Annotated in this window: 16 protein-coding genes; 6 read left to right on the plus strand and 10 right to left on the minus strand. The window is 65.9% G+C overall.

From position 1 onward, the window contains the following. Nucleotides 1-115: 115 nt before the first annotated feature. The 10 genes from rsfS to JI75_RS05905 all read right to left on the minus strand — a co-directional run bounded on the left by rsfS (nucleotide 116) and on the right by JI75_RS05905 (nucleotide 11,329). Nucleotides 116-616 (minus strand): ribosome silencing factor, encoded by a 501-nt coding sequence (gene rsfS, locus JI75_RS05855; RefSeq protein ID WP_240993139.1) that lies wholly within the window; start codon nucleotides 614-616, stop codon nucleotides 116-118. Nucleotides 617-647: 31 nt separating this feature from the next. Further along, entirely contained in the window at nucleotides 648-1,910 is a 1,263-nt protein-coding gene (gene nadD, locus JI75_RS09325; protein ID WP_240993140.1) for a nicotinate-nucleotide adenylyltransferase, read from the minus strand. Next, nucleotides 1,907-3,187, minus strand: coding sequence for a glutamate-5-semialdehyde dehydrogenase (locus JI75_RS05870; protein WP_039689493.1), 1,281 nt, complete (start codon nucleotides 3,185-3,187; stop codon nucleotides 1,907-1,909). The genes nadD and JI75_RS05870 overlap by 4 nt, the downstream gene beginning before the upstream one ends. Nucleotides 3,188-3,196: 9 nt before the next feature. Continuing rightward, complete coding sequence (proB, locus tag JI75_RS05875; protein WP_039689495.1) at nucleotides 3,197-4,324, minus strand: glutamate 5-kinase; 1,128 nt, start codon at nucleotides 4,322-4,324, stop codon at nucleotides 3,197-3,199. 29 nt (nucleotides 4,325-4,353) lie between these two features. Continuing rightward, the gene (obgE, locus tag JI75_RS05880; RefSeq protein WP_039689497.1) at nucleotides 4,354-5,748 is read right to left on the minus strand and encodes a GTPase ObgE; all 1,395 of its coding nucleotides are present in this window, start codon (nucleotides 5,746-5,748) and stop codon (nucleotides 4,354-4,356) included. Nucleotides 5,749-5,829: 81 nt separating this feature from the next. Beyond that, complete coding sequence (rpmA, locus tag JI75_RS05885) at nucleotides 5,830-6,090, minus strand: 50S ribosomal protein L27 (protein ID WP_039689499.1); 261 nt, start codon at nucleotides 6,088-6,090, stop codon at nucleotides 5,830-5,832. Nucleotides 6,091-6,109: 19 nt separating this feature from the next. Further along, on the minus strand, nucleotides 6,110-6,454 hold the full coding sequence (gene rplU, locus JI75_RS05890; RefSeq protein WP_039689501.1) for a 50S ribosomal protein L21: 345 nt from the start codon (nucleotides 6,452-6,454) through the stop codon (nucleotides 6,110-6,112). 124 nt (nucleotides 6,455-6,578) lie between these two features. Continuing rightward, a complete protein-coding gene (gene polA, locus JI75_RS05895; protein WP_039689503.1) occupies nucleotides 6,579-9,212 on the minus strand; it encodes a DNA polymerase I in 2,634 nt (877 codons plus the stop codon). An 88-nt stretch (nucleotides 9,213-9,300) separates the two neighbouring features. After that, nucleotides 9,301-9,969: a winged helix-turn-helix transcriptional regulator gene (locus tag JI75_RS09330; RefSeq protein ID WP_039689505.1), complete on the minus strand. Its 669-nt coding sequence runs from the start codon at nucleotides 9,967-9,969 to the stop codon at nucleotides 9,301-9,303. Nucleotides 9,970-9,985: 16 nt separating this feature from the next. Continuing rightward, complete coding sequence (locus JI75_RS05905; RefSeq protein WP_039689507.1) at nucleotides 9,986-11,329, minus strand: glutamine synthetase family protein; 1,344 nt, start codon at nucleotides 11,327-11,329, stop codon at nucleotides 9,986-9,988. A gap of 287 nt (nucleotides 11,330-11,616) precedes the next feature. On the opposite strand from JI75_RS05905, the gene JI75_RS05910 reads away from it, so the two are divergent. From JI75_RS05910 to JI75_RS08820, 6 genes are all read left to right on the plus strand, one after another. Continuing rightward, entirely contained in the window at nucleotides 11,617-12,399 is a 783-nt protein-coding gene (locus tag JI75_RS05910; RefSeq protein WP_039689508.1) for a methionine ABC transporter ATP-binding protein, read from the plus strand. Continuing rightward, nucleotides 12,400-13,116, plus strand: a complete 717-nt coding sequence (locus JI75_RS05915; RefSeq protein WP_052241643.1) for a methionine ABC transporter permease — start codon at nucleotides 12,400-12,402, stop codon at nucleotides 13,114-13,116. A gap of 22 nt (nucleotides 13,117-13,138) precedes the next feature. Continuing rightward, complete coding sequence (locus JI75_RS05920; protein ID WP_052241644.1) at nucleotides 13,139-14,434, plus strand: glycosyltransferase; 1,296 nt, start codon at nucleotides 13,139-13,141, stop codon at nucleotides 14,432-14,434. A gap of 69 nt (nucleotides 14,435-14,503) precedes the next feature. After that, a complete protein-coding gene (locus JI75_RS05925) occupies nucleotides 14,504-15,814 on the plus strand; it encodes a DegT/DnrJ/EryC1/StrS family aminotransferase (RefSeq protein WP_039689509.1) in 1,311 nt (436 codons plus the stop codon). Beyond that, on the plus strand, nucleotides 15,811-16,419 hold the full coding sequence (locus JI75_RS05930; protein ID WP_039689510.1) for a sugar transferase: 609 nt from the start codon (nucleotides 15,811-15,813) through the stop codon (nucleotides 16,417-16,419). The genes JI75_RS05925 and JI75_RS05930 overlap by 4 nt, the downstream gene beginning before the upstream one ends. Nucleotides 16,420-16,589: 170 nt before the next feature. After that, entirely contained in the window at nucleotides 16,590-19,016 is a 2,427-nt protein-coding gene (locus JI75_RS08820) for a glycosyltransferase (protein ID WP_052241645.1), read from the plus strand. The last annotated feature ends 6 nt before the right edge of the window (nucleotides 19,017-19,022 follow it).

Genomic DNA, 19,022 nt, shown 5'->3' on the forward strand with positions numbered 1-19,022 from the left:
GCGTTGTCGATCCTACGCAACCCGATCGGCCCGAACAGGCGGCGAAGCGCCTTTTAACGCATGAAGGGGAGCCGTCAAAGCTCCCCTTCGCGAAAAACCGGTGCCGATCCGACGGTTACTCCCCGTCGGACCCCGAAGTCTCATCGGACGCGGCGTCCGCCCGCTTCGATCCCAGCATCTCGGCGATGCGGTCGGAGTACTCGATGCCCGAGAACCCTTCGGCGGAAAGGTCGATGACGGGAGCGTCGTTCCACAGCGCCTCGAGGCGGTAGAACTCGCGCGTCTCGGGCTGGAACACATGGGCCACCATGTACCCGTAGTCCAGCAGCTCCCACGACCCGTCGCGCGTCTCCTCCCGATGAACGGGATGCTCGCCGGTGCGCTTGCGCATAGCCTCCTCGATGGCGTCCACGATGGCGCTTACCTGGCGGCTGTTCGCCGCCGTGACGATCACGAAGTAGTCCGTGATCCCCACCAGCTCGCTCACGTCCTGGACGATGATGTCGGTCGCCTTCTTGCCGTCGGCCGCACGGGCCGCGAGAAGGGCGGCTTCCCGAGACGAAACGGGGCCCTTCTCGAACTGTTCGCCGGATGCGCTTTCGATCTGATCGCTCACTGAATCACCTGAATCCTCGATGGAGCCGGGCTTAGTCCCGGTTGTCCAAAACGTAGCTGTTCCAAACCTCGACGGTGCGCGGATGGATGCGCTTACGTCGGGCTATAAGGTCTGCAAGTATATGACGATACGTCCTGAAAAACAATTTTTCCAGCGAAACCTCACCGATGAGGTCGCGCAGATCCTGGACGCCGGCAAAGCTGCGATTCTCCTCGATGGCGTCGGCCACGTACACCACCATGTCGAGGTCGGACATGCCGCAGGCCCCCGCCGTATGCCGCCCCACCGCCTGCAGCACGTCGCTAGGAACGCCCGGGTACGCGCGGCGCAGCGCCTCGGCGGCTGTGGGGCCGTGCAGCAGCGCCGGCATGTCGAACACCATCCGCCCGTCGATGTCGAGGCCGAGATCGAAGACCCGCCTGCGCACGCCGTCGTCGTCGAGGCCCTTATCCCAGTCGTGCAGGAGGCCGGCAAGCCGCGCGCGGCGGGGATCCACCCCGTACGTGCGGGCCAGCCGCTCGGCCATATCGGCCACGCCCCTGATATGCCGCAGGCGGCGCGGGGATACGCGCCGTTCGAGCTCTGACACGATGCGAAGCTCGAACTCGGGGCCGAACACCTCGTCGGACGGATGCGCCTGTTCGACCGGCCGGTACGGATCGTCGCGCCCGATGAGCTCGGCGACCGCGGCGGGAACGAAGTAGCGCATCGATCCGCCGCTCGCCAGCCGCTTGCGCACCATCGTGCTCGACACGTCCATGACCGCATCCTCGAGCAGGACGAAGTCGAATGCATCGAGCCCGCGCTCGGAGATCTCGCGCGCACCGAACGGATGGCCCGCCCGCGGAACCACCGCGAAGGAGGCGAGCGACGAAAGCGTCGGCGAGTCCGCCCAGCGATGAAGCTCGCGGGCCGCGTCCGACCCCATGATGAAGAACAGCCGCACGTGGTCGCCGAAAAACCCGTGGAGGTCCCGCAGGGTATCGACGGTGCGGGTCCGCCCCCCTCGCTCGATGTCGACGCCGCTCGCATCGAAGTAGGCGTTATCGCGCACCGCCTCCCTGCACCAGGAAAGGCGCTGCTCGGGCGAGGCGACGACCGCGCCTTCCTTGAAGGCCGATCCGGCCGTCGGCACGAACAGGACCGCATCGAGCCCGAGTTCGATCCGCGCTGCGTCGGCCATCGCGAGATGGCCGACATGGACGGGGTCGAACGTCCCGCCGAGAACGCCCACGCGGCGCGGGCGCTTGTCGGACGCAATCCAGTCGAACCGTTCGCTGACCGACGCGATCACGCCCTCACCTGCCCATCTCCGCGCAAAACGTACTTGTATGTGGTGAGGCCCTCGAGCGCGAAGGGCCCGCGCACGTGGAGCTTCTGGGTCGAGATGCCGATCTCGGCCCTCAGTCCGAACTCGCCTCCGTCCGTGAACCCGGTCGAGGCGTTCACGTACACGGCCGCCGCGTCCACCGACGCCGTGAACTCGTCGGCGGCGTTGGGATCTTCGCAGACGATCGACTCGGAATGGCGCGTCCCGTACCGCTCGATATGCTCGAGCGCCTCCCCGATGCCCGACACGACGCGCACCGCGATGTCGGGCGCGAGGTATTCGCACTCCCAGTCGGCCTCGGAGGCCCGGACGGTCGCGATGCCCGCGCGCTCGGCTATGAGCCCTGCGCGCTCGTCGACATGGAGGGTCACGCCCCGTTTTCGCAGATCGGCAAGGACCGCCGGCAACAGCGCTTCGGCCGCCTCGTCGTCCACCAGCAGCGTTTCGGCGGCGTTGCACACGCCGAATCGGCGACACTTCGAGTTCACCGCGATATCGGCCGCTTTACGGGCATCGGCGCTGCGATGCAGGTAAACATGGCAGTTGCCCGTCCCGGTCTCGATGACCGGAACCGTCGAGTTCTCGACGCAGGCATCGATCAGGCGCCGGGAACCGCGCGGAACCAAGACGTCGATGACGCCGCGAGCGCGCATCAGCTCTTCGGCCGCCTCGTGGCCGCCCGCCCCCACGTACTCGATGCATCCCGCCGGCATTCCCGACGAGGTTGCCGCGTCCGACAGCACCGATGCGATGAGGGCGTTGGTGCGCGCGGCGATGCTTCCCCCCCTGAGCACTGCGGCGTTTCCCGAGCGCAGGCAGATCGCCGCCGCATCGGCCGTGACGTTGGGCCGCGCCTCGTAGATGACCGCGACGGCCCCCAGCGGGCAGCGCACGCGCGACAGCTCGATCCCGTTGGGCAGGACGCGGCGCTCGAGGACTTCTCCCAGGGGATCGGCGAGCCTGGCCACCTCCTCGATGGCGCGCGCCATCGACTCGACCCGCCCCTCATCGAGAAACAGCCTATCGATCAGGCTCTCGGCCGTTCCCGCAGACCGCGCTTCGGCCACATCGAGCTCGTTGGCCCCCACGATGCGCGCGCTTTGCGACCGCAGGGCCGCAGCCATCGCGAAGAGGGCAGCCTTGCGCTGGGCATCGGTTGTCCGCGCAAGGCCCCTCGATGCGGCCTTCGCCCGTTCGGCGGCTTGGCGAGCCTGCCTGCGCGCAGCGTCCGAATCGCTCATAACGACCTCCTATTCGAAAACGACCAGTTCGTCCCGATGGACCAATTCCTTGACGGCCAGAGCTTTGAGCAGGCGGTTTCCAGCCAGCTCCTCGCGCGTCCTCCCGATGGCGAGCTCCACCTCGTCGGAGTCGAACGCAACGTGGCCGCGCGCGAACAGGTAACCCGAACGGTCCTTGATATCCACGACGTCTCCGTGGGAGAAGCGCCCCTCCACGCACGCGACCCCGACGCAGAGAAGCGAGCTGCCGCGTTCGATGAGGGCGCGCTTTGCCCCCTCGTCGACCACGACGGAGCCCTTCGAGCTATCCCCCAGGGCGATCCACAGCTTGCGGGGCGTGATCTCGTGGGGAAGGTGGGCGGCGGGAAACAGCGTGCCGATCCTGTCGCCGCGCGCGACGGAGACGATGGGGTCTGCGGCCGCGCCCGAGCAGATCACCAGCGGGATGCCGGCCACGGCAAGCGCGCGGGCCGCGCGCAGCTTGGTGACCATGCCCCCGGTGCCCTTGGACGAGCCGGCATCGCCCGCAGCTGCGAGGACCTCCGCATCGATGCGCTCGATGCGGGGCACGAGCCGCGCGTCGGGATGGGTTGCGGGGTTCGCGTCGTAGAACCCCTCCACGTCGGATAGGACGACGCACAGATCGGCGCCCAGAAGGCAGGCGACCAAGGCCCCCAGCGTGTCGTTGTCGCCGAACTTGATCTGCTCGACCGAGACGGTGTCGTTCTCGTTGACGATCGGAACCACCTGAAAGTCGATGAGTCGGCGCAGCGTGTCGCGCGCATGGAGGTACGAGGTCCTGTCGGCTGTATCGCGCCTCGTCAGGAGGACAAGCGAGGTTGCGATCCCCTCCGCGGCGAACGCCTCGTCGTACGCTGCGGAGAACAGGGGCTGGCCGACCGACGCAGCCGCCTGCAGCGAGGGCAGATCGGTCGGACGCCGCTCGATCCCGAGGCGCGAAAGGCCGCAGGCGATCGCGCCCGACGACACGATGACCACCGCCCAACCCTGCGCGCGGACGCAAGCCACCTGGCGCGCGAGGTTGGCGAGGTAGTCGCAATCCACGCTCCCGTCGGGGCGCGTCACCGTCGAAGACCCGATCTTCACCACCATGACCTTGGAGAAAGCCGCTTCCATATGCCCTCCCACGACTCCGGTTCCCTGCCTTATATATCGAGCTCGCTGAACATGTCTTCTGATGTGCGGACCGATTCGAACTCGAATGCGCGCCCGACGATGCGGATCTCGTCGCCGTCCACCGCACCCGCCGCTTCGAGCGCCGCATCGACCCCGATCTTCTTCAGGCGATGCTGGAGAAACGAGATGGCCTCCTCGTTGTCCCAGTCGGTTTGCACCACCATGCGCTCGACCTGCGGGCCGACCACCCGGTACACATCCGACGAGAGGCGGATCACCTCGAAGCGCCGATCGCGCACCTCGCGGCGGTGCTCCCACACGAACTCGAATTCCTCGCGGGATTCAGCCTCGATGCGGGCCGCCTCGCGCAGCTCGTGCACCTTCACCGCGATCGCGGCCTTCAGGCCTTCGACCCCCTCGCCCGTCAACGCGCTGATGCGGTACAGCTTGGGGTCGATCGGGCTCGTCGCGAACTCGTCTCCCCCGGCCGCTGCGATGGAGTCGGCGCGCACCATGTCGGCCAGCTTGCGGCAGGCCTCCTCGGTGCCCGGCATGTCGATCTTGTTCGCCACGACGATGCGCGGACGACTCGCCAGCTCTTCGGCGTGCAGTGCGATCTCGTTGTTGATGATGCGGTAGTCGTCGAGCGGGTCGCGGCCCTCCCAGTCCCCCGTCAGATCGACGACGTGGACGATGAGCGCCGTGCGCTCGATGTGCCGCAAAAACTCGTGTCCCAGCCCCTTCCCCTCGTGCGCGCCCTCGATGAGGCCCGGGACGTCGGCGACGACGAAGCTGAGGTCCCCCGAGCGGGCGACCCCCAGGTTGGGTACGAGCGTGGTGAACGGGTAGTTGCCGATCTTGGGGCGGGCGGCCGAGATCTTCGAGATCAGCGATGATTTTCCCGCCGAGGGCATGCCCACCAGCGCCGCATCGGCCATAAGCTTCATCTCGAACTCGATCCAGCCCTCCTGGGCGGGCTCGCCCAGCTCGGCGAAGGCCGGGGCGCGCCTGGTCGACGTCACGAAGTGAATGTTGCCGCGCCCGCCCGCGCCGCCCGACATCGCGCGCACGCGCTCGCCGTCGTGCGTGAGGTCGGCGATCACCTCGCCCGCCTCTTTCGACTCCTCGTCGTATTCCCGCACGATCGTGCCCACCGGCACCTTCAGAACCAGGTCGGTCCCGCGGGCTCCGTGCATGCGCGACCCCTTGCCGTGGGTCCCGCGCTCGGCCTTGAAATGATGCTTGAACCGGTAATCGATGAGAGACGAAAGGCTCGCGTCGGCTTCGACCACGATGTCTCCGCCATGGCCGCCGTCGCCGCCGTCGGGTCCCCCTTTGGGAACGTGCGCCTCGCGCCGAAACGACATGCATCCGGCCCCGCCGTCGCCGCCCTTGACGTGCACATGTACTTTGTCTACGAACATGACCTACCCCTTAAAGAAAAAGCGCCCCCTGCTATACCACAGGAGGCACTAGACAATCGTTGTATCGTAAAGACGAGAGCCTTATGCCTCGACTTCGATAGGGCGAACGTGCACGCGACGCTTCTCACCGCGGGTGAACTCGAGCGTGCCCTCGCACAACGCGAACAAGGTGTCGTCCTTGCCACGGCCGACGTTGTTGCCGGGGTGGAAGTGGGTGCCGCGCTGGCGGACGATGATCTGACCGGTCTTGATGTGCTGGCCGGCGAACATCTTGACGCCGAGGCGCTGTGCGCGGGAATCGCGACCGTTTCGGCTGGAGCCGAGACCCTTCTTATGTGCCATTCTAATTCCCTCTTTCTAGCTATTCGGCGTCACGCGCAGCGGGAGCCGCAGCCTTCTCGGAACCGACGGACACGACGCGAACGCGCGTGTAGTTCTGACGATGCCCGTTGAGCTTCTTGTAGTTCTTGCGCTTCTTGAACTTGAACACGAGCTGCTTCTTGCCCTTGTACTGCTCGATGACCTCGGCGATAACCTTGGTCGCAGCAGCCTTGGAAGCATCGAACTCGGCCTTGTCGCCATCAACCACGCAGATGGTCTCCAGCTCGACCTTGTCGCCGACCTCGGCCTCGATCTTCTCGATGCTGAAAACGTCGCCCGGGGCAACCTTGTACTGCTTGCCACCTGTTTTCACAATTGCATACATGAATTTCTCCTTGAAAGTGTCAAAACGCGAAAAAGAACTTTATCAGGGGTCGAATTCAAAGTCAACCGCCATATGTGCATTTTTCGCAGGCGATATGCGGTCCCCGCTGCGCAGGTTCGAGCGCCTAGTGGGCCTCGGCCCAGGTTCGCCCGCTCGAAACCTCGGCGATCAGGGGGACCTTCAGCGAAACGACGCCCTCCATCGCCTCTTTCACGGCCGCCGCCAAAGACGGCGCCTCCTCGGCGGGGACGGAGAAGTCCAGTTCATCGTGCACCTGCACCAGCAGCCGCGCGCTCGTCCGGCTTTCCTCGAGCAGGTGCTGGACCCCGACCATGGCGAGCTTGATGATGTCGGCCGCACTCCCCTGCATGGGATGGTTCATGGCCGTCCTCTCGCCGAACCCGCGCTGGACCGCGTTTTTCGCAGCCAGCTCGGGGATGTGCCGCTTGCGGCCGAACATCGTCTCGGCATAGCCGCACGCCCGCGCGCGCTCGATGGTCTCGTCGAGGTAGCTCCTCACGCCCGGGTACGCCTCGAAGTACCGGTCGATCATCTCGCGGGCCTCGTACACGGGGATGTCGAGCGTCTGCGCCAGGCCGAACGCCTGCTGGCCGTAGACGATGCCGAAGTTGACCGCCTTGGCGCGCGAACGCATCTCGGGGGTGACGTCGGCCACCTCGACGCCGAAGACGCGGGCGGCCGTCGAGGCGTGGAAGTCCTCGCCCGACCTGAACGCTTCGATGAGATGGGGATCCTCGCTCAGATGAGCCAGTAGCCGCAGCTCGATCTGGGAGTAGTCGGCCGACATGAACAGATCGCCGGGCCCGATGCCGGTGAAGCACGAGCGGATCTTGCGCCCGAACTCGGTGCGGACGGGGATGTTCTGCAGGTTCGGATCGGAGGAGGACAGGCGCCCCGTCGTCGTGACCGTCTGGTTGAAGCTGGAATGGACGCGCCCGTCGTCGCTGTCCGCCGCGATGCGGGGAAGCGCATCTATATAGGTCGACTTGATCTTGGCGTACTCGCGGTACTGCAGGACGAGCGCCGGCATCTCGTGCGTTCCGGCCAGCTGCTTGAGCACCTTCGCATCGGTGGAATAGCCGCTCTTGGTCTTCTTGCCGTGGGGAAGCTCCAGGACCTCGAACAGGATGCGGGCGAGCTGCTTGGGCGAATCGACGTTGAAGTCCTCGCCCGCCAGCTCGATGATGCGGCGGCGCAGCTCGTCGATCTCGACCTGGGTCACGTCGCCGATCGCCTTGAGCGCGGCGGAGTCGATCGGCGCTCCCGTGCGCTCCATGATGGCGAGCACCGCCACCAGCGGCGAATCGATGTCGGAGAACACCCCGGCCGACCCGTCTTCTCCCAGCCGCTCGGACAGAGGCTCCACGAGCGCGGCGGCGATCTGCGCTTCGACAAGCGACCGCTCCCGATCGTCGGCGGGCTCGGCAACGACCGCATCGAGGTAGTCGCGCGCCAGCTCGGCCGCCGAATACGACGAGGTGGACGAGTTCAGGAGGTACCCGGCCAGCCCGAGGTCGAACGCATCCATCGCCAGCACCTCGGCGTCGCTCACGAGCGCCGCGCGGGCCGAGTCGGCCGGGTAGACCTCCTGGATCGACCTCTTCGCGTCGAGGGCGGAAAACGCGCCTTTCCTCACGACGTCGGCGAACAGCGCGAGCGCGGCGTCGCCCTCGACGAGCGCCGCAGCCGTCTTGGTGGAAAACGCGCCCGTCGCGGGCTCGGGGAGCAGGCTTTGCTGGTCGGGGCAGACAAACGAAACGCCCAGGCGCTCCCCCGCCTCGATCGCGTCGCGCACGAACGCCTCGGCTTCGGCGCCCTCCAAGGGGACGAAGGGGGAAAACGCCGACCCGATCGGCGCCGCCGCAAGTCCGCACACCTTCACCAGGCGGTCCAGATGCGTGTTGAACCGCAGGGCGCCGAACGCCGACGCGACCCTCTCCGCGTCGTAGGAGGGAAACGAAACCCCCTCCAGATCGAGCTCGAAGTCCAGGTCGGTGACGATGGTCGCGATCGTGCGGCTGAGAAACGCCCCGTCGCGGTTGTCCCTGATGTTCTCGAGCTGCTTGCCTTTGAGCTGGTCGAGGTTGTCGTAGACGCCCTCCATCGACCCGAAGCGCTGCAGCAGCTTGGCCGCGGTCTTCGCTCCGATGCCGGGAACCCCGGGGATGTTGTCGGACGAGTCGCCCATGAAGCCCAGAAAGTCGGGGAACTGGGCCGGCGTGACGCCGTAGCGCTCCTCGACCTCGGCCGGGGTGTACACCACGATGTCGGTCACGCCCTTCTTCGTGGTGACCACGCTGGTAGCCGCGCTCACCAGCTGGTAGGCGTCCTTATCGCCCGTAACCAGCAGCGTCTCGAACCCCAGTCGCTCGTTTCGGGCGGCAACCGTGCCCAGGATGTCGTCTCCCTCCCAGCCGCGCACCTTCACCACCGGGACGTCCATGGCCTCGAGCAGCCCCTCGATCAGCGGGAACTGGGCGCGCAGATCGTCGTCCATGGGAGGGCGCTGAGCTTTGTACTGCTCCATCGCCTCGATTCGGAACTGGGGCTTGCCCGCGTCGAAGGCGCAGACGATGGCGTCGGGCCTCATCGTCTCGATGAATTTCAGCAGCATGGACATGAACCCGAACACCGCGTTGGTGGGGGTCCCGTCGGGTGCGGCCATCGTGGGCGGCACCGCATGGAACGCCCGGTGCATGAGCGAATTGCCGTCGATAACCGCTATTTTCTTGGACATGCGCATCTCCTTGCAAAGAGGTTCGGAAACGAAGGGCGGAAGCCGGGAGGCGAAGGCGGGGCGAACGGATGCGCCCCGCCGCCGAAAGCTAGGCGTTCCAGAGATAGCCCACCCCGCGCACGGTTTCGAGGCGCTGGGAGATCTCGGGGCCCAGCTTGGCGCGGATGCGGCGCACGTGGACATCGACGGTGCGCGAGCCCCCGTAGTAGTCGAAGCCCCAGACGCGCTGCAGCAGCGCGTCGCGCGAGAACGTGCGCCCGGGATGCTTCGCCAAAAACGCGAGCAGGGCGTATTCGAGGTACGTGAAGTCCACCGGATCGCCGGCGACGGTCACCTGGTAGGTGGCGAGGTTGATCGACAGTGCGTCGATGGAGATGAGGTCTGCCGACGAGTCCGAGCCCTCCGACCACATCAGACGGCGCAGCCGCATGGCGCACTCCGCGCTCGACGCCCCGTGGACGACGTAGTCGCAGTTCGCAAGGTACGGAGGCGCCACCGCATCGAGATCCGGTTCGTCCACAATCAAAAGAAGGGGCAGGTTGCGGTCCTCGGCGATCGACTTGATGCGCGCAAGGCAGCCGCGCGCGTGCCCGCGCGATTCGAACACCACCGCGTCGCACGGGGACCCCACGGCCAAAAGCTTGTCTATCTGAACGGTCGAGCCCGCCGACACATCGACACCCACCTGGGAGAACACCTGCTGGAAGCGATGCGCGTTGTCGAGGCTGTCGGCGATGAACGCCACTCTCTTCCTCAATTGAACCGCCCCCTTCCTACAGGATCGGCAGGAGCTTGTCGAGCTCCCAGCGAGACACGTGCTTCTGATACTCTTCCCATTCCTCCGTTTTGGCTCTGACCAGGTAGGAATGGAGGTAATCCCCCAGAACCGAGCGCATGAGCTCGGAGGATTTGAACCGCTCGATGGCCTCGCCCAGGTTCAGGGGCAGGGGCTCGAGCCCCTTGCCCTCGAGGCACCAGCGGGAATGCTCGAACAGGTTGGTCTCCTCGATGGGATCCGGAATGTCGAGCTCCTGCTCGATGCCCGCCAGGCCCGCGGCGAGCATCGCGGAGAACGCCAGGTAGGGGTTGGCCGCCGAATCGGGGCTGCGCAGCTCCACGCGGCACGCCTCGGCCCGGTTCGGACGGTAGCCCGGAATGCGGATGAGGGTGGAGCGGTTCTTGTGGCCCCAGGACAGGTACGCCGGCACCTCGGCTCCCGTGGTGAGGCGCTTGTAGGAGTTGACGTACTGGTTGGTGAGCAGCGAGAACTCGGGGGCGTACTTCAGCAGGCCCGCGATGTAGCGCTTCGCCGTCATCGACAGGTTGTACCCCAAAGGATCGCCCTGGTCGAAAAACGCGTTTTTCCCATCGGACGAGAAGAGGCTCTGGTGGACGTGCATCCCGCTTCCCGGCTCGTCTTCGAGGGGCTTGGGCATGAACGAGGCGTACACGCCGTATTTGCGGGCGATCTCCTTGACCACCTGCTTGTAGGTCATCACCGCATCCGCCATCGACAGCGCATCGGTGTAGCGCAGGTCGATCTCGTTTTGCGAGGGGCCGTTCTCGTGGTGGGAGTATTCGACGGGGATCCCCATCCCCTCGAGCGTGAGGACCGTGTCGCGCCTGAGATCGGTGCCCGAGTCGAGCGTGGTCAGATCGAAGTAGCCGCCCCGATCGAGCACCTTGGTGCCCTCGGAGCTCTCGAAGTAGTAGTACTCCAGCTCGGGGCCGACGTTGAACGTGAACCCGGCGTCGGCGGCCTTCTGCACCATGCGCTGCAGGACCAGGCGCGGATCGCCTTCGAACTCGCGCCCGTCGGGCCGCTTCACCGAGCAGAACATGCGGGCCACGGCATTGGAAGAGGGACGCCAGGGAAGGATCTGGAACGTGGAAGCGTCCGGGTAGGCCAGCATGTCGGACTCCTGCGTCACGCCGAAGCCGGCGATGCAGCTGCCGTCGAAGCCCATACCGTCGGAAAACGCCCCTTCGAGCTCGGAGGGGCTCACCGCGAACGACTTCATGTTCCCCAGGACGTCGGTGAACCAGAAGCGCACGAAATGGATATCGCGGCTTTCGATGGTCTTCATCACAAAGTCCTGCTGGGGGGTCATCGACATGTCTGGTCCTCGATCCTTATGGGAAGCCGGGCGAAGGGCGCTCGAAGCGGCCCCTCTTTTTTACTACAAACGATTATAAAACGTCGGGGGCCGACGCAACTTCTATCACAGGTCTTTCAGAACAACAGTTAGCGATTGAATCAATACACGGCTGCGAACTGGCAAAACAGAGGGGTTCTGCACCGGAGGGCCGCGCGGGTGCGCCCTTGCAAAGAGCCTATGATGGCCCGATAATCAACGGACTGCCTTCACAGACCGCGTACAGACGCCCTCAGGAGCGACGCCTTATGATATCGATACGGAACCTCTCGAAAACCTACGGGGACGCCGAAGGGGGCCATCGCGCCCTCGACGACGTGACCCTCGACATCGGCCGCGGCGACATATTCGGCATCCTCGGCTCGTCCGGGGCCGGAAAGTCGACCCTGGTCCGCTGCATCAACCTGCTCGAGACGCCCACGAGCGGCACCATCTCGATCGACGGGGTTGACGTCACGGGGTACGCGGGGCGCGACCTGGCGCGCCTGCGCGGCTCGGTGGGCATGATCTTCCAGAACTTCAGCCTGTTCCAGCAGCGCACGGTCCTGCGAAACGTCACGTTTCCCCTCGAGCTCGTCGGCATGCCGAAACCGGAACGGGACCGGCGCGCGCTCGAGCTTCTGGACGTCGTGGGCCTCTCGGGCCTGTCCGAGCGCTATCCCAGCCAGCTCTCGGGCGGCCAGCAGCAGCGCGTCGCCATCGCGCGGGCTTTGGCCAACCGCGCCAAGATCATGCTGTGCGACGAGGCGACCAGCGCGCTCGACACCAAAACCACCGTCTCCATCCTCGAGCTTCTGAGGAAGATCAACCGCGAGATGGGGGTCACCATCGTGATCATCACCCACGCGCTCACCGTCGCTGAATCGGTGTGCAACCGCATCGCCGTCATCGACGGCGGGCGCATCGTCGAGCAGGGAACGACCGAGGAGCTGTTCGCCAACCCGCAGAGCCAGGCTCTGCGCGAGCTCATCGAGAACAGCCGGCAGGTGCACGGACGCGCCTTTCCGGCTCCGGACCAGGAGGGCTGCTAGATGGAATTCCTCTCCGACCTCCCCGGCACCTGGCAGGCGCTTAGCGCCCAGGCTTCGGGATTCTTCGACAAATACGGTTCGCTCCTCGCCCAGGGGACGGTCGAGTCCATCGTCATGACCGGTATCGCCACCCTCATCGCCTATGCGATAGGCCTCGTCGCAGGCGTCGCCCTCGTCGTCACGGCCCCCGGGGGACTCAAGGAGAACCGCGCCGTCTACACGGTCCTCGGATGGATCGTCAACCTGGTGCGCTCGGTGCCCTTCATCATCCTGCTCGTGGCCATCATCCCCCTCACCCGCCTCATCGTGGGCACGTCGCTGGGCGTTCCGGGCGCCATCGTGCCGCTCACCATCACCGCCGCGCCCTTCGTGGCCCGCGTGGTCGAGCAGAGCCTGTCCGAAGTGGACGGCGGGCTCGTCGAGGCCGCGCAGAGCTTCGGGGCGGGCACCTTCGCGATCGTCGTCAAGGTCCTCCTGCGCGAAAGCGTGCCCTCCCTCGTGAGGGGCGCATCGCTTACCTTCGTCACCCTGTTCGGGTTCGCCGCCATGGCAGGCGCCGTCGGAGCGGGAGGCCTGGGAGACATCGCGATCCGCTACGGCTACCAGCGCTACCAGACCGACGTCATGCTCGCAGCCGTCGTGCTGTGCGTGGCCATCGTCCAGGCCTTCCAGATGCTGGGCGACTTCACGGCGCGCAAGATAGACCACCGCAGCTAGCTCCTTTGCTATAATCTCCCGCATGGATACAGAGAAAAGCCGCGTCGACGACGCGCCCGCCGATCGCGCCAAGCGCGTCGCGGTCGTCACCATGGGGGTCAAGCTCGGCGACGAGACGCGCGGTTACACGCGCTTCAGAGTGATCGCGGAGATGCTTGCGGATGCAGGGTTCGAGGTCGACCTCGTCACCTCGTCGTTCCAGCACTGGGACAAGGCGCAGCGGGACACGACGAAGCCCTGCTACGCGAACCTCCCCTACCGCGTGGTGTTCATCGACGAGCCGGGGTACACCAAGAACCTCGACCTCAAGCGCATCCTCAGCCACCGCGTCGCCGCGCGCAACCTCCGCGCGCATTTCGCGCGGGAGTTCGAGGAGGGGCGCGGGTACGACCTCGTATACGCCGAGATCCCGCCCAACGACGTCGCCCTCGCGTGCGCCGAGGCCGCCTGCGAGCGCAACGTGCCCTTCGTGGCCGACATCAACGACCTGTGGCCCGAGGCCATGAAGATGGTGCTCGACATCCCCCTCGTCAGCGACGCGGCCTTCTACCCCTTCTCCCGCGATGCGAAGAAGACCTACCGGCTGCTCTCCGCCGCCGTGGGCACCTCCGACGAATACGCCGCGCGGCCGAGGGCCGACCGCGAAACCGACTACCCGCACATCACCGTCTACGTGGGAAACCGCATCGACGAGTTCGACCTCGGAGCGCGATCGCGCGCGAGCGAGGTCGCCAAGCCCGACGGCGAGGTGTGGGTGGCCTACGCAGGTACCCTGGGCGCCAGCTACGACATCGCGACGCTCGTGAAGGCCGCCGCGATCTGCGCGACCGACGAACGCACGCCCGAAACCGCCGACGGCCGGACGCTGCGGGTGAAGATACTCGGCGACGGACCCGATCGGCAGTCCCTGGAAGAACTCGCCCGACGGCTGTCGGCGCCCGTCGACTTCGTGGGCTACGCGCCCTACGACCTCATGGCCGCGTACCTCTGCGCGTCCGACATCGTCGTGAACTCCCTCGTCAAATCCGCGCCGCAGAGCATCGTCACGAAGATCGGCGACTACCTGGCCTCGAGAAGCGCGCTCGTCAACACCGGGTCGAGCCCCGAGATGCGCGCGCTGGTGGAGTCCGAGGGCGTCGGCGTGAACGTGGAGGCGCAAGACCCCGAGGCCCTCGCACGCGTCCTCGCCGACCTCGCACGCGACGATCGGGCGCGCCTCGAGATGGCCGCGAAAGGGCGCGCGGTGGCGCTCGAGCGCTTCGACCAGGCGACGTCGTACCGGGCAATCGTGGACATGGTACGCAATCTGTGCCGTTAGCCGGCGCGAATCCTATACTGGGTAGGTTACGTGATACGCGAAACGAAACGAAAGCGGAAGGAGGACGCCTTGGGCGACCAGCGCGTCATCCCGTTCTCCCCGCCCGACATCACCGAGGCGGAGATCGACGGCGTAGTCGAAGTGCTCAAAAGCGGCTGGATCACCACCGGCCCGAAAACCAAGGAGTTCGAGCGGCGCATCGCAGCGCTTTGCAACGCCCCGCGCGCAGCCGCGCTGAGCTCGGCCACCGCCGCGCTCGAATGCGCCCTGCGCGTGCTGGGGATCGGCCCCGGCGACGAGGTCATCACCAGCGCCTACACCTACACGGCGTCGGCTTCCTGCATCTGCCATGTCGGCGCGACCCCCGTTCTGTGCGACGTGGCGCCGGGAAGCTTCGAGATGGACCTCGAGCAGCTCGCTTCCCGCATAACCGACCGCACGAAGGCCATCATCCCGGTCGACCTGGCCGGCATCATGGCCGACTACGACGGGCTGCGCGCGCTCGTCGAGAGCTCGTCGGACGGGTTCCGGGCAAAAAACGACGTTCAGGAGCAGCTGGGACGCATCGCCCTTATCGCCGACGGGGCCCACTCTCTCGGAGCGGCCCGGCACGGCCTGGCCTCGGGAGAGGCGGCCGACTTCACCGCCGTGTCGTTCCATGCCGTGAAGAACCTGACCACCGCCGAAGGGGGCGCACTGGCATGGCGCGCGGGCGTCTTCGATGACGACGAGGTCTACCGCCGCCTCATGCTGTGGTCCCTGCACGGCCAGACCAAAGATGCGCTAGCGAAAACGAAGGTCGGGGCCTGGGAGTACGACGTCGCGTTTCCCGGATGGAAATGCAACATGAACGAGCTTTCCGCCGCGCTCGGCCTCGCCCAGGCGAAGCGCTATCCGTCCCTGCTCGCCCGCCGTCGGGCGATCGTCTCGCGCTACGAGGCCAACCTCGCCGAATGCGGCGTCGAGCTGATCCGCCACTACGCCGAGCACGACGGCGACGCATGCGCGCCCCGCATCCTCACCGACGAGGAAGCCGCCGCCGTACGTAAGCGCGAGGCGGCCTCACCCGACGGGCACGCCTCAAGCGGGCATCTCATGATCGCGCGCCTGACGGGCCGCTCAACGGAGTTCCGCAATCGCACGATCGAGGCGCTCGGCGAGCTCGGCATCGCCGCGAACGTCCACTACAAGCCCCTGCCGCTTCTCAGCGCCTACCGCGACCTCGGGTTCGACATCGCCGAATTCCCGAACGCCTACGCCCAGTTCGAAAACGAGATCACCCTGCCCCTGCACACCCTGCTGTCCGACGACGACGTCGACTACGTGTGCGAGCGGCTCGCAGAGACCCTGGGCGCCCTCGAAAGGTCGGGCGTGCGATGAGCTTCTACCGGTCATACGGAAAGCGCCTGTGCGACCTGGGCATCGGCATCGCCGCCCTGCCCGTCGTGGCCATCGTCGTCGGCGCGCTCGGCATCGCCATCAAGCTCGAGGACCGCGGCCCCATCTTCTACAACGCGCCGCGCGTGGGCAAAGACGGGCGCGAGTTCACCATGTACAAGCTGCGTTCGATGAAGGTGAACGCCCCCGACCTGGTCATGGAGGACGGCTCCACCTACAACGGCGCCGACGACCCCCGTATGACGCGCGTGGGCGCCTTCATGCGCAAAACCAGCCTTGACGAGTTTCCCCAGTTCATCAACGTGCTCATCGGAAACATGAGCGTCGTGGGGCCGCGCCCCGACCTTCTGAGGGAAACCGAGCTGTACCGCGGCGACGAGGGGCGCAAGCTCGAAGTGAAGCCCGGCATCACCGGATACGCCGCCGTGTTCGGGCGCAACTCGCTGCCGTGGCGCGAACGGCTCAAGCTCGACGTCGAGTACGTCGACCGCGTCAGCTTCCCCCTCGACCTCAAGATCTTCCTCATGACGTTTTCCACCGTGTTCAAGCAGGAGGGCATCTACGTCGAGGATCGGAAGGGCGACTGAGCGGCGATACGGCGTTTTTTATGTTATCTGGCTCCTATATGCGCAGTTCGTTTAAAGTGTAGAAGCCTGCGTTTCCCCTCGGGAAGCGCCTCGCCCGAACCCGGGCGGACACGGTGAAACACGCATACGAAGCCGCATCGGAACCGATGCTCACTGGAGGAAGTCTTCGCATGAATATTTTCGTTGCAAGCTGGTTTTTCCCGCCGTCGGTGTCGAGCGAGGGAATCGTCACCTACAAGCTGTTCAGGAACTCGGCGCACCACTACGACGTCTGCTCGTCGCAGAGCACCCTTTGGAGCTACGACCAGGTGCTTCCCATCGATGCCGACAACATCGCGTCGTTTCCCATCGACACCGACGATTTCGACACCTGGATCGATGCGGCGGTCGAGCTGTTCGAGCAGCGCCACGCCCAGTCCCCCTACGACGCGATCATGACCCGCTCGATGCCGCCCGAAAGCGTGGAGGTGGCCAAGCGCATCAAAGAGAAGCATCCCGACCTGCCCTGGATCGCCTCGCTTGCCGACCCCATCGCCAAGTCCCCCTACCACATCAAGGGATGGGTGCTGGAGAACCAGGCGCTCAGCAAGCAGGACAAGGCGGATTTCCAGGTGGCCCTCAAAGCGGGCTGCGAAGCCTGGAAGGACCACGAGTCCGAGGGCATCCGCACCATGTGCGAGCTGAAAGACGTCGAAGACTACGCCATCCATCACGCCGACGCGCTGATCTTCCCCCATGAAACGCTCCAACACTTCGTGCTCGGCACCAGAAGGCGCAAGAACAACCTCGTCGTCCCCCATTCGTTCGACACCGCACTCTACCCGCAGCCGCGCGAGCGGAAAGGCGACGGCGTGATCGAGCTCGCCTTCCTGGGCCACTCCGACCACGTGCGCTCCCTCGAGCCCCTCGTGCGCGCCATGCAGCGGCTGAAAACGCTCGATGCCGACGCGCTCGGCAAGCTGCGCCTGCGCTTCATCGGCAACGTGACCGAGGAAGTGCGCAGCCTCGTGTACAACTACGACCTCTACGACTGCATCCGCATCGAAAGCAGCGTCGATTACCAGACCAGCCTGCGCATCATGGGCGAGGTCGACTGGCTTTTGCACATCGACGCGCACTTCGACATCCTCGAGGAGACGGGCGGCTCCATCTACTTCGCCGGCAAGATCGCCGACTACCTGGGAACCGACACCCCCATCTTCGCCGTCACGGGAGAGCACACCCCCGCCTGCGAGATCGTCCGCCACGCCGGCGGGCTCTGCTTCACCCAAGACGACGTCTCCGGCATCGCGGCTGCCCTAAGCGACATCGCGCAGGGCCGCATCCAGGCGAGCGTCGATCGGGCCTGGCGCGACCGCTACGACGCGCGCGCCGTCGCCGCCGAATACGACCGCGCCCTCGAGCGGGTCGTTTCGAAGGACGCCGCGCCCTTCGAACGCAGCTGGTGGCCCGAGGTGGAAGGGGCCGGCACGCGCACCGACAAGCTGCTGACGGTCTGCGTGCCCGCCTACAACGTCGAATGCTTCCTCGACCGGTGCCTGCACTCGTTTATGTCCAGCCCCGCCGCCGACGCGCTCGACATCATCGTGGTCAACGACGGTTCGCCCGACAACGGGCGCGCCATCGCCGAGGCGTACTGCAAGCGCTACCCTTCCATCGTATCGCTCATCGACAAGGAAAACGGAGGCCACGGCTCCACCATCAACGCCGCGCTCGAACGCGCCCGCGGGCTGTACTTCCGCGTCGTGGACGGGGATGACTGGGTCGACGGGAAGAACCTCGCCGCCATGCTCTCCAAGGTCGAATCCCTCGGCGAATACGCCGACCTCGTCTCCACGAACTACCACCAGGTGTACGGAGAGGACGGCCACACCGTCCCCTGGATGAAGGTGAGCGGCGTCGAGAACTACCGGATCTTCGACTTCGCCTCGTCGGATTTCACCATGGAGTACTTCACCATGGCCTCCACCATGGTGAAGACCGAGATACTGCGCAAGGCGAACTTCAAGATCCAGGAGAAGACCTTCTACGTGGACGTGGAGTACATCCTGTTCCCCATCCCCTACGTGGAAACCGTCATGTTCACGCCCGAGTTCGTGTACCGCTATGCAGTGGGCAACGCCGACCAGAGCATCAACCGCGACGTGTTCACCGCGCGCTACGACCACCACGACCGCGTCATCCGCCGCATGCTGTCCTACTACCGCAGCCACAAGCCCGCGATGTCCCAGGGCCAGCGCGCCTACACCGAGTCGCTTTTCGTGCGCCATCTGCTGAACAGCCACTACACGCTCAGCCTCATCTGGGACACCGACAAGGAGCGCGGCTGCGCGCGGGCGCGCGACTTCGACGCGTTCCTCAAGCAGACCGATCCCGACCTCCACAGCCGCGTGGGGGCGAAGTTCCTCACCGTGAGGGCGCTGCGCAAATGCGACTTCGATCCGCGCAGCGCGCGCCTCTACACCGATCTCGGCGAGGACACGCTGATCAACTCGCTGCGGCGCGCCGCACGCGCGATCGCGACCACCCCGGTCGGCGAGAAGATCGCCTACAACCCCGTGACGGCGGCCATCTCGAACCGGTTCTTCCGGAGGTAGGCCCCG

It is taken from the genome of Berryella intestinalis (assembly GCF_000814825.1).
Classification (GTDB): Bacteria; Actinomycetota; Coriobacteriia; order Coriobacteriales; family Eggerthellaceae; genus Berryella; species Berryella intestinalis.